Consider the following 253-nt stretch of genomic DNA (forward strand, 5'->3'; position numbering starts at 1 on the left):
ACCGAGCCGGTCAAGACGCGGCTGATGAAGCTGGCGGGCAGCCGTCTGACGCAGGAAGGTGTGATCCTGATCAACGCCGTGCGGTTCCGCACCCAGGAGCGCAACCGCGCCGACGCCGTAGCCCGGCTTCAGGAGATGGTGGACGCCGCCTCGGTCCGTCCCGTCTTTCGCGTGCCGACCCGCCCCACCAAGGCGTCCAAGGAGCGCCGACTGAAGGCCAAGACCAGCCGCGGCGCCATCAAATCCGGCCGGG

General features: G+C 69.6%; 1 protein-coding gene. It reads left to right on the top strand.

The window, feature by feature from the left end; all coding sequences use genetic code 11:
• The coding region (locus tag CVH10_RS22555) for an aminoacyl-tRNA hydrolase (protein ID WP_146143303.1) at positions 1 to 253 on the top strand (253 nt) is incomplete at both ends.

The sequence above is a fragment of the Halomonas sp. ND22Bw genome (genome assembly GCF_003011945.1).
Taxonomy (GTDB): domain Bacteria; phylum Pseudomonadota; class Gammaproteobacteria; order Pseudomonadales; family Halomonadaceae; genus Halomonas; species Halomonas halophila.